The 12079-nt window shown below is 42.6% G+C and carries 12 protein-coding genes and 1 pseudogene; 6 read left to right on the top strand and 7 right to left on the bottom strand.

What is annotated here, in order from left to right:
* Positions 1 to 10: 10 nt before the first annotated feature.
* On the top strand, positions 11 to 481 hold the full coding sequence (gene nrdI, locus ACT17O_RS01495; protein ID WP_000724244.1) for a class Ib ribonucleoside-diphosphate reductase assembly flavoprotein NrdI: 471 nt from the start codon (positions 11 to 13) through the stop codon (positions 479 to 481).
* Positions 482 to 562: 81 nt separating this feature from the next.
* On the opposite strand, the pseudogene ACT17O_RS01500 reads toward nrdI, so the two are convergent.
* From ACT17O_RS01500 to argS, 3 genes and pseudogenes are all read right to left on the bottom strand, one after another.
* Positions 563 to 1069, bottom strand: a pseudogene (locus tag ACT17O_RS01500) (divalent metal cation transporter); the annotation flags it as partial.
* A 182-nt stretch (positions 1070 to 1251) separates the two neighbouring features.
* A complete protein-coding gene (locus ACT17O_RS01505; protein WP_061587219.1) occupies positions 1252 to 1497 on the bottom strand; it encodes a hypothetical protein in 246 nt (81 codons plus the stop codon).
* A gap of 203 nt (positions 1498 to 1700) precedes the next feature.
* Entirely contained in the window at positions 1701 to 3392 is a 1692-nt protein-coding gene (argS, locus tag ACT17O_RS01510) for an arginine--tRNA ligase (protein ID WP_339293702.1), read from the bottom strand.
* Positions 3393 to 3546: 154 nt separating this feature from the next.
* Here argS and argR point away from each other — a divergent pair, with 154 nt between their 5' ends.
* Both argR and mutS read left to right on the top strand, forming a co-directional pair.
* Complete coding sequence (gene argR, locus ACT17O_RS01515) at positions 3547 to 3993, top strand: arginine repressor (protein ID WP_001231483.1); 447 nt, start codon at positions 3547 to 3549, stop codon at positions 3991 to 3993.
* Positions 3994 to 4043: 50 nt separating this feature from the next.
* Positions 4044 to 6578 (top strand): DNA mismatch repair protein MutS, encoded by a 2535-nt coding sequence (gene mutS, locus ACT17O_RS01520; protein WP_444817584.1) that lies wholly within the window; start codon positions 4044 to 4046, stop codon positions 6576 to 6578.
* Between the two features lie 41 nt (positions 6579 to 6619).
* On the opposite strand, the gene ACT17O_RS01525 is transcribed toward mutS, so the two are convergent.
* Both ACT17O_RS01525 and ACT17O_RS01530 read right to left on the bottom strand, forming a co-directional pair.
* Positions 6620 to 7078 carry a DUF3021 domain-containing protein gene (locus ACT17O_RS01525; protein ID WP_444817585.1) on the bottom strand — a complete coding sequence of 153 codons (459 nt, stop codon included), beginning with the start codon at positions 7076 to 7078 and terminating at the stop codon, positions 6620 to 6622.
* A complete protein-coding gene (locus ACT17O_RS01530) occupies positions 7075 to 7515 on the bottom strand; it encodes a LytTR family DNA-binding domain-containing protein (protein ID WP_444817586.1) in 441 nt (146 codons plus the stop codon). The genes ACT17O_RS01525 and ACT17O_RS01530 overlap by 4 nt, the downstream gene beginning before the upstream one ends.
* A gap of 208 nt (positions 7516 to 7723) precedes the next feature.
* Here ACT17O_RS01530 and mutL point away from each other — a divergent pair, with 208 nt between their 5' ends.
* Positions 7724 to 9673, top strand: a complete 1950-nt coding sequence (gene mutL, locus ACT17O_RS01535; RefSeq protein ID WP_444817587.1) for a DNA mismatch repair endonuclease MutL — start codon at positions 7724 to 7726, stop codon at positions 9671 to 9673.
* Between the two features lie 149 nt (positions 9674 to 9822).
* Here the strand turns inward: mutL and ACT17O_RS01540 are convergent, their stop codons facing one another.
* Positions 9823 to 10320, bottom strand: a complete 498-nt coding sequence (locus ACT17O_RS01540; RefSeq protein WP_247920994.1) for a helix-turn-helix domain-containing protein — start codon at positions 10318 to 10320, stop codon at positions 9823 to 9825.
* 159 nt (positions 10321 to 10479) lie between these two features.
* On the opposite strand from ACT17O_RS01540, the gene ruvA reads away from it, so the two are divergent.
* On the top strand, positions 10480 to 11073 hold the full coding sequence (gene ruvA, locus ACT17O_RS01545) for a Holliday junction branch migration protein RuvA (RefSeq protein WP_033630432.1): 594 nt from the start codon (positions 10480 to 10482) through the stop codon (positions 11071 to 11073).
* A gap of 9 nt (positions 11074 to 11082) precedes the next feature.
* Entirely contained in the window at positions 11083 to 11646 is a 564-nt protein-coding gene (locus ACT17O_RS01550) for a DNA-3-methyladenine glycosylase I (RefSeq protein ID WP_444817588.1), read from the top strand.
* A gap of 83 nt (positions 11647 to 11729) precedes the next feature.
* On the opposite strand, the gene ACT17O_RS01555 is transcribed toward ACT17O_RS01550, so the two are convergent.
* Entirely contained in the window at positions 11730 to 11993 is a 264-nt protein-coding gene (locus ACT17O_RS01555) for a SemiSWEET family transporter (protein ID WP_000166113.1), read from the bottom strand.
* Positions 11994 to 12079: the final 86 nt, after the last annotated feature.

The following is a 12079-nucleotide window of genomic DNA, read 5'->3' on the forward strand; positions in this document are numbered from 1 at the left end:
AGAGGTCAACATGAAAAAAATATCCCTAGTGTATATCAGTCTGAGTGGGAATACAGAGAGTTTTGTAACCCGACTCAAGGACTATCTCTTGTCTCAGTATGAGGGAATTGAGGTCCAAAAAATCCATATCAAGGATTTGGTCAAGGAAGGCCAAGAATTCTTTGAAATGGAGCATCCCTATGTCGCTTTCTTGCCGACCTATCTGGAAGGTGGAAATGGTGTCGATAACGGCGATGTTGAGATTCTAACGACTCCAGTGGGCGACTTTATCGCCTATGGAGACAATGCTAGTAAGTGTTTTGGGGTAGTGGGTTCCGGTAACCGCAATTTTAACAATCAATACTGCCTAACAGCCAAGCAGTATAGCCAGCGCTTTGGCTTCCCGGTCCTAGCAGACTTTGAAATGCGTGGTATGCTGGGAGATATTAAAAAAGTCGCAGCGATTATCGCGGACTTGTATGAGTTAGAGACAGAAAAATAAAGTAGTTCTGAGGGGCAGTTGAGATTTTCAACTGCTTTTCGTGTATGCAAAAAGCACCCCGTAAGGGTGCCATTTTATAAACTATCCTGCTTTTCCGATGGCAAGTGCATAGATAAAGAAAATAGCAAAGCCAAAGAGGAAAATCAATCCTGCGATAGCGAGGAGTTTTAGCTAAGAAGGAAGATTTTTATTCTCACGTGTCACCAATACATAGTTCAAAAGAGCGAAGAATGGTGTTGTCAGGAAAGAACCGATCATGGCGAAGCGAAGCATGGTGGAAACTTGACCAGCAAAGAATTTAATGATGACGATACCAATGATAGCGGTAATGGTCATCCAGATGTTCACAGATTTGCGAGTATCCTCTTTTTGACGAATCAAGAGTCGCAGCGATTCCTGATTGACACGAGAGTAACCATCAATAACGGTTATGACCGTTCCAAAGATACAAAGAAAGGCGATAAAGGTAATCAAATAACGGGACCATTCTCCAAGAACAGAGGCATACATACCCACAAATTGAGAAATGTACTTGGCTGAAGTGGCTTCAACTGCCTGCCCGGTAGGATACTGAATAAGTACTCCTATTTTTGAATTTTCAGAATAATCTGAATAGATAGCTACTATTCTACAAAAAACTTAAAGGAAATGCAAGAACATTTTGAAAAAATACAGAAAATTACAGAAAACTTTACATGCATTAATGAAATTTCTCCAAGGGAAATATGGTAATCCTAAAAAATCCGAGAAGAAAGCTTCTCGGATTTTGATTATTTCAATTGATCTGTAACGTCTTTTGAGAGCAACATTCCCAGATGGTAAGTTTTATTGATATGTGCAATGACATCATTGATATTTTCAGTCGTGTGAATTTTCTCTTTGATGTCAGACCTAAATGTCTCATCCTTCAAGAGTTGCTCTTGGTAGAGTCTTTGAAGTCTTTCCTTCTCGTACTTATTGAGCAGAAAAAGGAAAACCAAGCTAAGTACAACGAGGATATAAGCATATTGGTTCATAGGAAATCTCCCAGTGTGATAAATAAATAGTAGTGAATAGATCGAATTAGTAAAGTGCCAAGCCAAATCACCATAGTTACGACGTCATGGCCTCTAAATCGATTATATTTAGGGGCCATGACTAGTGAAGCGCCTAGCCAAAGTCCGAATAGGATTTGGCGTTAGTTACTTAGATTGCTCCGCAATCAAGTAACTTTGGCGATTTACATCTTCTCCGGCGCTTCTACTCCGAGCAAACGAAGAGCTTCTTTGAGGACGACTGCGGTTGCGTAGCTGAGGGCTAGACGACTGTCGCGCTCAGGACTTTCATCTAGGATACGTGTATGTGCATAATATTTGTTAAAGGCTTGAGCCAGACTAATCGCAAATTTCGCAATGATAGAAGGTTCAAAGTTATCTGCTGCACGATTGATAATACGTGGGAAGTCTTGGAGTAGTTTAATGATTTCCCAGCTCTCAGCATCGTTCAAGCTGTAGTTGCCAGCTGCATCTGGTTTGAAATCGGCTTTGCGCAAGATAGATTGGATACGAGCGTAGGCGTATTGAACGTAAGGTCCAGTTTCTCCTTCAAAGGATACCATAGCTTCAAGGTCGAAGTCATATCCATTTGTACGGTCGGTCTTAAGATCATAGAACTTGATAGCCCCAACTCCAACAGCGTGGGCAACTTGGTCTTTATTTTCTAACTCAGGATTTTTCGCTTCGATTTGGGCCTTGGCACGACTAACAGCCTCTGCAATAGTAGGCTCTAGCAAGATGACATTTCCTTTACGAGTAGAGAGTTTTTTCCCTTCTTTTGTTACCAATCCAAACGGAACATGGACAATGTCTTGGCTCCAATCGTAGCCCATCTCTTGTAGTACTGCCTTGAGTTGTTTGAAGTGGGCAGATTGCTCTTGACCAACAACATAGATGGATTTTGCAAATTGGTATTCGTTTTTACGGTAAAGGGCTGCAGCCAAGTCACGTGTGATATAGAGAGTTGCACCATCAGATTTTTTGATAAGGGCTGGGTGTTCAATTCCATATTTCTCAAGATTGACAACTTGGGCTCCCTCTGACTCAACAAGAAGTCCTTTTTCAGCGAGAATGTCTACAACAGCATCCATCTTATCATTGTAAAAAGCTTCCCCGTTGTAGCTGTCAAATTTGACTTGCAATTCATTGTAAAGGCGGTTGAATTCCACTAAACTTTCATCACGGAACCATTGCCAGAGAGCGAGAGCTTCCTCATCTCCATTTTCCAGTTTGCGGAACCATTCGCGTGCTTCTTCATCCAAGCTAGGATCTTTTTCAGCTTCAGCATTGATGCGAACGTAGAGTTTAAGAAGTTCATCGATTGGATGCGCTTTAACGGCTTCCTCATTTCCCCATTTCTTGTAGGCAACGATCAACATTCCAAACTGTTTGCCCCAGTCTCCTAGGTGGTTGACCTTGACCGTTTGATAACCGATTTTTTGGAAAATATGTGACAAGCTATCTCCGATAACCGTTGAGCGCAGGTGACCAATAGAGAATGGTTTTGCGATATTAGGACTAGACATGTCGATAACGATATTTTCTTGCTTGCCAATGGTTTGGTCGGCATAGTGCTCTTTTTCAGTGATAACATCCTTTAATACCTGAGCCGAAATAGCAGATTTATCGAGGAAAAAGTTGACGTAAGGTCCAGTAGCGACAACCTTTTCAAAGGCTTGACTATTGATTTTTTCAGCAATATCTGCTGCAATCATTTGCGGAGCTTTACGCTCGACCTTTGCTAGAGAAAAGGCAGGGAAGGCGATGTCTCCCATTTCTGAGTTTTTAGGTGTTTCCAGCAAATTTAAAATAGCCTCTTGGTCCAGGCTATCAATGACGCTAGCCAACTCGCTAGCAATCAATTCTTTTGTATTCATAAGGGCTCCTTTTGGGCTTTTTTACTATTTTAACACAATTTACTACATTTTTTGAGAAAGAAAAGAATTTTTTTGAATTATCTATTTTTTTTGGTATAATGTAGTTATAAAATAAATGTAAAACTTGTTATAAATATTCACTTAAGAGGATAATATGAGAAAAAGAGAACGGCATCAATTGATTAAAAAGATGATCACCGAAGAAAAACTTGGGACACAAAAAGAGATTCAAGATCGTTTAGAAGCTCGTAATGTTTATGTGACACAAACGACTTTGTCACGTGATTTGCGTGAAATCGGCTTGACCAAGGTTAAGAAAAATGATATGGTGTATTATGTACTAGCAAATGAGACAGATAAGATTGATTTAGTTGAGTTTTTGTCTCATCATTTAGAAGGAGTTGCAAGAGCAGAGTTTACCTTGGTACTGCATACCAAACTTGGGGAAGCTGCAGTCTTAGCAAACATTGTAGATGCAAACAAGGATGAATGGATTTTAGGAACGGTTGCTGGTGCTAATACCTTATTGGTTATTTGTCGAGACCAGCACGTTGCCAAGCTGATGGAAGATCGTTTGCTAGATTTGATGAAAGATAAATAAGGTCTTGGGAGTTGCTCTCAAGACTTATTTTTAGCAAGGAGAGACGGAAAATGGCAACAGAAAAGCTATCACCCGGCATGCAACAGTATGTGGATATTAAGAAACAATACCCAGATGCTTTTTTGCTTTTTCGAATGGGTGATTTTTACGAGTTGTTTTATGAAGATGCAATTAATGCAGCACAGATTTTAGAGATTTCCTTAACGAGTCGGAATAAAAATGCAGAAAATCCGATACCCATGGCGGGTGTCCCCTATCATTCTGCCCAGCAGTATATCGATGTTCTGATTGAGCAGGGCTATAAGGTAGCCATAGCCGAGCAGATGGAAGATCCCAAACAAGCAGTTGGTGTTGTCAAGCGAGAGGTGGTCCAGGTCATCACACCTGGAACGGTCGTTGATAGCAGTAAGCCGGATAGTCAGAATAATTTCTTGGTTGCTATAGACCGTGATGGCAATCAATTTGGTCTGGCTTATATGGATCTGGTGACGGGTGATTTTTATGTGACAGGTCTTTTAGATTTCACGCTGGTTTGTGGGGAAATCCGTAACCTCAAGGCTCGAGAAGTGGTGCTGGGTTATGACTTGTCTGAGGAAGAAGAACAAATCCTCAGCCGTCAGATGAATTTGGTGCTTTCTTATGAGAAAGAAGGCTTTGAGGACCTTCATTTACTAGATCCACGATTGGCAGCTGTGGAGCAAGCAGCAGCTAGTAAGCTACTCCAGTATATTCATCGGACCCAGATGCGGGAATTGAACCACCTCAAACCAGTTATCCGCTATGAAATCAAAGATTTCTTGCAGATGGATTATGCGACCAAGGCTAGTCTGGATTTGGTTGAGAATGCCCGTTCAGGTAAGAAGCAAGGCAGTCTTTTCTGGCTTTTGGATGAAACCAAAACGGCTATGGGGATGCGTCTCTTGCGTTCTTGGATTCATCGTCCCTTGATTGATAAGGAGCGAATCGTCCAACGTCAAGAGGTGGTGCAGGTCTTTCTTGACCACTTCTTTGAGCGTAGCGATTTGACAGACAGTCTCAAGGGTGTTTATGATATCGAACGTTTGGCTAGTCGGGTTTCTTTTGGCAAGACCAATCCCAAGGATCTCTTGCAATTGGCGACTACCTTATCTAGTGTGCCACGGATTCGTGCGATTTTAGAGGGAATGGAGCAGCCTGCTTTAGCTTATCTCATCGCACAGTTGGATGCCATTCCAGAGTTAGAGAGTTTGATTAGCACAGCGATTGCCCCTGAAGCCCCTCACGTGATTACGGAAGGTGGTATTATTCGGACGGGATTTGATGAGACCTTGGATAAATACCGTCGTGTCCTCAGAGAAGGGACTAGCTGGATTGCTGAGATTGAGGCTAAGGAGCGGGAAAACTCTGGTATCAGCACGCTTAAGATTGACTACAATAAAAAGGACGGCTACTATTTCCATGTGACCAATTCGCAACTGGGAAATGTGCCATCCCACTTTTTCCGCAAGGCGACACTGAAAAACTCAGAACGCTTTGGGACCGAGGAATTAGCTCGTATCGAGGGGGATATGTTGGAGGCACGTGAGAAGTCAGCCAACCTAGAATATGAAATCTTTATGCGTATCCGTGAGGAAGTCAGCAAGTACATCCAGCGTTTGCAGGCTCTAGCCCAAGGAATTGCGACGGTTGATGTCTTGCAAAGTCTCGCAGTTGTGGCTGAAACCCAGCATTTGATCAGACCTGAGTTTGGAGAGGATTCACAAATAGATATCCAAAAAGGGCGCCATGCTGTCGTCGAAAAGGTCATGGGAGCTCAGACCTATATTCCAAACAGTATCCAGATGTCAGAAGATACCAGCATTCAACTGATTACGGGACCCAACATGAGCGGGAAGTCCACCTATATGCGCCAACTAGCCATGATGGCGGTTATGGCCCAGCTAGGCTCGTATGTGCCGGCAGAAAGCGCCCATTTGCCTATCTTCGATGCTATCTTTACCCGTATCGGAGCAGCAGATGACTTGGTTTCAGGTCAATCAACCTTCATGGTAGAGATGATGGAGGCCAACAATGCCATTTCGCATGCGACCAAGGATTCCTTGATTGTCTTTGATGAATTGGGACGCGGAACTGCAACTTATGACGGAATGGCTCTTGCCCAGTCCATCATCGAATACATTCATGAACATATCGGAGCCAAAACCCTCTTTGCGACCCACTACCATGAGTTGACAAGTCTGGAGTCCAGTTTGGAACACTTGGTTAATGTCCATGTGGCAACCTTAGAACAGGATGGACAGGTCACCTTCCTTCACAAGATCGAACCAGGACCAGCTGACAAATCCTATGGTATCCACGTTGCTAAGATTGCTGGTTTACCAGCAGAACTTTTAGCAAGGGCGGATAAGATATTGACTCAACTGGAGAATCAAGGGACGGAAAGTCCTGTTCCGATGAGAGAAACAAGTGCTGTTACTGAACAGCTGTCACTCTTTGATGCGCCTGAAGAACATCCTATCCTAGCAGAATTAGCACAACTGGATGTGTACAACATAACACCTATGCAGGCTATGAATGTCTTAGTCGAGTTCAAACAAAAGTTATAAAAAGAGCCCACTCATGTGTTTGTGAGTGGGATTTTTTTCTATTATTTTTTATGAGCCAAGAGTTGATTAATGTGGTCTACTTTTTTTGCTTCTCTTTTATAGAGAATAACCCAGATGATAAGGTAGACGATCGCAAACTCTGGAATGAGCTGGAGATAGAAGGTCCAGTGGAAGGGGAACCAACCAGCCAGAGTCGCTAGTGGGACAAAGCCAGCCAGCATGAGGAAGAAATGGGAAAGTGTTGCACGGAGTAAGCTCCAGTCACGGCTGAATAAGCGACTGCCAAAGCTAAAGAGAACGCCGATAGCTGACCAGATGATCATGCAGTAGAGCAAGACTAGAGCACCGTGAATCTGATGTTGAGCCATCGCTTGGCCGATAAGAGACTCGGGGCTCAGCGGGGCATAGGTATTTGGTGCATAAATGAGTGAAAAAAGGATAGAGAGGATGAGGCCGATAAGTACACCAGCTGCTGCATCGTGAAAGATTTGTTTTTTCATAGTTCTAATTTCTCCTTGATGGTTTTTAGGTAACGGCGTGAAGAGTAGGTGAAGCTTTCATTTTTTAAGAAAATTTCAACCAGACCGTTGGGCGTGAGCTTGAGATGAGAGATCGAGTCGATATTGACGATTTCTGATTGGGAAATTTGGATAAAAGTGGTCGGCAGAATGTCAAGAACTTGATAGAGACGCGAATCAATGGTATAGGTCTGAGATGCAGTTTCTGCTAGAACCTTGCGATTCTCGATATAGAAGCGTTGTATCTTACAAATCTTAACTAGATAGACCTGATCATCAATCTTTCCTTTGATTGTTTCTTTTTGGTCAAGATTTTCTGCGAACTCGATGACTTTCTGGACTTTTTCAGTTGATTTAGGTGCTTGGACAATCAGCTTTTCCTCCTCGTAAGTCTCCTTAATCTGTAGTTCTACTTTCATAAACTTCCCTCCTTTTCAGTTATACAAGGTTGTGATCACTTCCTGTACACCTTTATTAAACACTATTTTACGACCCATGGCAAGAGCTTTTGTCTATGTGGAGAGATTTGGAGTCTATGTGGTATTTGCTTTTTCTGGTAGCATCTGAAATATGGTATAATAGCACTAATCAATTTCTAGGAAAATAGATACAGAAAGGGGCTGAAAGATGTCTCATATTATTGAATTGCCAGAGGTGCTGGCAAACCAAATCGCGGCAGGAGAAGTGATTGAACGTCCTGCCAGTGTGGTCAAAGAATTGGTAGAAAATGCCATTGACGCGGGTTCTAGCCAGATTATCATTGAGATCGAGGAATCCGGTCTCAAGAAAATCCAAATCACCGATAATGGTCATGGAATTGCCCACGATGAGGTGGAATTGGCCTTGCGTCGACATGCGACCAGTAAGATAAAAAATCAAGCAGACCTCTTTCGGATTCGGACGCTTGGTTTTCGTGGGGAAGCCCTGCCCTCTATCGCTTCTGTCAGTGTCTTGACTCTGTTGACGGCGGTGGGTGGTGCGAGTCATGGGACCAAGCTCGTTGCGCGTGGGGGAGAAGTCGAAGAAATTATCCCAGCGACAAGTCCTGTGGGGACCAAGGTTTGTGTGGAGGACCTCTTTTTCAATACACCTGCCCGACTCAAGTATATGAAGAGCCAGCAAGCGGAGCTGTCTCATATCATTGATATTGTCAACCGTCTGGGATTGGCTCATCCTGAGATTTCCTTCAGTTTGATTAGTGATGGCAAGGAAATGACGCGGACAGCAGGGACTGGTCAACTGCGTCAAGCCATCGCAGGAATTTATGGTTTGGCGAGTGCAAAGAAGATGATAGCCATTGAGAATTCGGATTTAGACTTTGAAATTACAGGTTTTGTGTCTCTGCCTGAGTTGACTCGAGCTAATCGCAACTATATCAGCCTCTTCATCAATGGCCGTTATATCAAGAACTTCTTGCTCAATCGCGCTATTCTTGACGGTTATGGAAGCAAGCTTATGGTAGGTCGCTTTCCACTGGCTGTCATTCACATCCATATCGACCCCTATCTAGCTGATGTCAATGTGCATCCAACCAAGCAAGAAGTGCGGATTTCTAAGGAAAGAGAACTGATGGCGCTGGTTTCAGAAGCTATTTCAAATAGTCTCAAGGAACAAGCCTTGATTCCTGATGCTTTAGAAAATCTGGCCAAATCTACTGTGCGTAATCGTCAAAAGGTAGAGCAGACTATTCTTCCACTCAAAGAAAACACACTCTACTATGAACAAACAGAAGTAACAAGACCAACTCAAGTTGAGGTTTCAGACCATCAAGTAGACTTGACTGAAGAAAGACAGGATTTAACCCTGTTTGCCAAGGAAACATTGGACCAGCTGACTAAGCAGACAAAACTCCATTTTGCAGAGAGAAAACCTGTCAGCTATGACCAACTAGACCACCCAGAGTTAGACCTTGCCAGTCTCGATAAGGCCTATGACAAGCTGGAGCGAGAAGAATCGTCAAGCTTCCCAGAGTTGGAATTTTTCGGGCAAATGCACGGGACCTATCTCTTTGCCCAAGGTCGAGATGGACTCTATATCATTGACCAGCATGCGGCTCAGGAACGGGTTAAGTACGAGGAATACCGTGAAAGCATTGGCAATGTTGATCAGAGCCAGCAACAACTCCTAGTGCCCTATATCTTTGAATTTCCTGCGGATGATGCCCTTCGTCTCAAGGAAAGAATGCCTCTTTTAGAGGAAGTGGGTGTCTTTCTAGCAGAGTACGGGGAAAATCAATTTATCCTGCGTGAACATCCTATTTGGATGGCAGAAGAAGAGATTGAGTCAGGCATCTATGAAATGTGCGACATGCTACTCTTGACCAAGGAAGTTTCGATCAAGAAATACCGAGCAGAGCTGGCTATCATGATGTCCTGCAAGCGGTCTATCAAGGCAAATCATCGTATCGATGACCACTCAGCCAGACAGCTTCTTTATCAGCTTTCTCAATGTGACAATCCCTATAACTGTCCTCATGGACGTCCCGTTTTGGTGCATTTTACCAAGTCAGATATGGAAAAAATGTTCCGACGCATTCAGGAAAATCACACCAGTCTTCGTGAGTTGGGGAAATATTAAGAACACAAAAAGCCTTTGTTTTTTCCAAACAAGGCTTTTTAGCTTTTCTATGGTGGGAATTTTGAATGGACATGGCAACTTGCCATGAGGTTTACACTTGCTTGACAAGATCAGTTCTAAAAAATATTGCGAAAACGGAATTAGGTGATTCAAGGTTTTCTAGAGTCATCTTTGTCAGAAGGATTCTCAAGACCAATCACTTTATCAAGATAACGTTGTTTGGTTTTGAGAGTCTTGTTGATCGCAATTGCTGAAGCAATCAAAAGAACGAAGGTCAGCCAAATCCAGGCGGTGAATTCGGCTGGGAAACTAGAACCGGCTAAAACGAGATAGATAGCCAGAGCTAAGACGAAAATATAAATCACTTGCCAGAGGCCATAGGATTTAGCCTCTTTATAGTATTTGTCCTTGCCTTCTTCCAAGATCACTGCTGTGGAACCTTTTTCAGAATTTTCATCCAGTAGTAGATAGTCAGTTGTTACTTGGAAAATCTTGCTTAATTCAATGATTTTTTCGATTTCTGGAAGGACTTGACCAGACTCCCATTTTGAGATGCTTTGCCGAGAAACATTGATTTGTTCTGCTAGCTTTTCCTGGGACCAACCTTTTTTCTTTCTGAGTTCAAATAGTTTTTCTGCGAGTTTCATCATTCTATCCTCCTTTTTCTACTTCTATCCTAACAATTTTTACTTATAATGAGAATACAATCTCCTGTACTATTTGTCAACCAGAGGTTGCACCTTTTGTTGCAGTCTGTCTTGGGGAAATATGGTATACTAGATAGGCAAAATAATGGAGAAAAAACTATGTACGAATATCTAAAAGGAATCATTTCCAAAATCACTGCTAAATATATCGTTCTTGAGGCCAATGGTGTCGGCTATATCTTGCATGTAGCCAATCCTTATGCTTACTCAGGTCAGGTTAATCAAGAAACTCAGATTTATGTGCACCAAGTTGTCCGTGAGGATGCCCATCTGCTTTACGGCTTTCGCTCAGAAGATGAGAAGAAGCTCTTTCTTAGTCTGATTTCGGTTTCTGGGATTGGTCCTGTGTCAGCTCTTGCTATTATTGCTGCCGATGACAATGCTGGCTTGGTTCAGGCGATTGAAACTAAGAACATCACCTACTTGACTAAGTTCCCTAAAATCGGTAAGAAAACGGCCCAGCAGATGGTGCTGGACTTGGAAGGCAAGGTAGTTGTGGCTAGTGATGACCTTCCTGCCAAAGTCGCAGTACAAGCCTGTGCTGAAAACCAAGAACTGGAAGAAGCCATGGAAGCCATGTTGGCACTGGGCTACAAGGCGACTGAGCTCAAGAAAATCAAGAAATTCTTTGAAGGAACAACAGATACAGCTGAGAACTATATCAAGTCGGCCCTTAAGATGTTGGTCAAATAGGAGATTTTTATGACAAAACGCTGTGGTTGGGTTAAAATGAACAACCCATTATATGTGGCCTATCATGATGAAGAGTGGGGCCAACCCCTCCATGATGACCAAGCACTTTTTGAGTTGCTTTGCATGGAAACCTATCAGGCTGGTCTTTCTTGGGAAACCGTGCTCAACAAACGCCAAGGATTCCGAGAAGCATTTCATGGCTATCAAATTCAAGCGGTCGCGGAAATGACAGATGGGGAGTTGGAAGCCTTGTTAGAGAATCCAGCCATCATCCGAAATCGTGCCAAGCTCTTTGCGACGCGTGCCAACGCCCAAGCATTTTTACAAATCCAGAAAACCTTTGGCTCTTTTGATGCTTATCTCTGGTCCTTTGTTAAGGGGAAAACGATCGTGAATGATGTTCCTGACTATCACCTAGCACCTGCTAAAACAGCCTTGTCTGAAAAATTAGCTAAAGATCTAAAAAAACAAGGTTTCAAGTTCACAGGCCCAGTTGCCGTTTTATCTTTTCTACAAGCAGCAGGTTTGATTGACGACCACGAGAATGATTGTGAATGGAAAAACGGAAATTAGTGAGTGCAGGCGTCTAATTATCTGAGAATATAGAAAAAAGCTGAGAAATTCCTCTCAGCTTTTTGATTATATGCTAGTAATTTTTATAGTGCAGTGAGAAATGTCAGTCCACCTAAGACAACGCCAGCTGAGTTTGGAATAATTAGTATCCAATCCTTCTTAGGTTCTTTTGTCCATCCATAAATAACCCAAATTAAACAAGATACTGCTGCGGATAAAGGCTGGAATGGTTGAGCTTTGTTGCCTTGTAAATTGGCAAAAATTTGTGGGATGTAGGCGATAAATACAACAATCCCGATAAAGGCTCCAATTGAACCGACAATTTGATTTATTTTTTGTTTAGTCATATACACCTCCTTTAAAAAGATATCATAGAAATAAGCAAAATGCAATAAATTCAGACACAAATTGTAACGAAAATCAATACCAAAAC

Origin of the sequence: Streptococcus sp. HJ1 (assembly GCF_052399005.1) — a bacterium.
Classification (GTDB): domain Bacteria; phylum Bacillota; class Bacilli; order Lactobacillales; family Streptococcaceae; genus Streptococcus.